2 protein-coding genes are annotated in these 1067 nt (G+C 72.4%); both read left to right on the forward strand.

The genetic code is table 11. The features are described from left to right. A partial coding sequence (locus AB0M20_RS45390) for a cytochrome P450 (RefSeq protein WP_364307869.1) occupies window positions 1-603 on the forward strand: 603 nt, incomplete at its 5' end. A gap of 9 nt (window positions 604-612) precedes the next feature. After that, window positions 613-1067, forward strand: a 455-nt coding sequence (locus tag AB0M20_RS45395) for a serine hydrolase domain-containing protein (RefSeq protein WP_364307871.1), incomplete at its 3' end; no start/stop codon positions are given.

Raw genomic sequence — 1067 nt, forward strand, 5'->3', positions numbered from 1 at the left:
GAGCCGTACCCGCTCGAGGTGCGCGCGGGCATGGCCCTGCAGGGATATTTCGCCGGCATCAACACGGTCGCCTATCTCTACAGCTTCATGCTGTCGGCGTTGCTGCGGGATCCACCGCTGCTGGAGCGGGTGACGGCCGAGGCCATGGCGGGGGAGCTCACGTACGGGCGGCTGCGCGAGATGCCGGCGCTGCACGGCCTGGTGCTGGAGACGCTGCGGGTCTACCCGCCTGCGCCGGGGTCGACGCGGACGGCGGCCCGGTCGTTCGAGTTCGCCGGGCACCGGATCGCGGAGGGCACCCGGGTGCTGGTCGCCACGTCCGTGCCGCACCAGATGCCCGAGCACTTCCCGGCGCCGGACCGCTTCGACATCGACCGCGACTTCGCGGCGGCGCGGCGGGCGGGCGTCTACGCGCCGTTCTCGGTGGGCGGCCACACGTGCCTGGGCGCGGGCATGACCGAGGTCCTGGCCGTGGCCACCATGGCGGCCCTGCTGCGGGAGTGGCGCCCGGCGCTGCGCCACCCGGATCGTCCACTCAAGATCCGGGCGACCCCGGGCCCGAATCCGGGAAAACGCTTTGCCATCACGGTGACACCACGCTGAACTTCGTCCGTGGAAACGGTGCAGGGGTTCGTCCGGGATGAGTACGCGCCGGTCCGGGCGGCGTTCGAGAGCAACCTGGCCACGGGGGTGGATCTGGGTGCGGCCCTGTGCGTGACGGTCGACGGCGAGCCGGTCGTCGACCTGTGGGGCGGTTTCGCCGACGCGGCGGGCACGCGTCCGTGGCGCCGCGACACGATCGTCAACGTCTACTCCACCACCAAGACCGTGACGGCCCTCGTCGCCCTGCTGCTCGCCGATCGCGGCGAGCTCGACCTCGACGCGCCGGTGGCCCGCTACTGGCCCGAGTTCGCGGCGAACGGCAAGCAGGACGTCAAGGTCAGCCACCTGATGAGCCACTCGGCCGGCCTGGCCGCGTGGCGGGAGCCGATGCGCACCGAGGACCTCTACGACTGGGACAAGGCCACCACGCTGCTGGCCGCGCAGGCGCCCGACTGGGAGCCCGG

It is taken from the genome of Actinoplanes sp. NPDC051633, assembly GCF_040681735.1.
Taxonomy (GTDB): Bacteria; Actinomycetota; Actinomycetes; order Mycobacteriales; family Micromonosporaceae; genus Actinoplanes.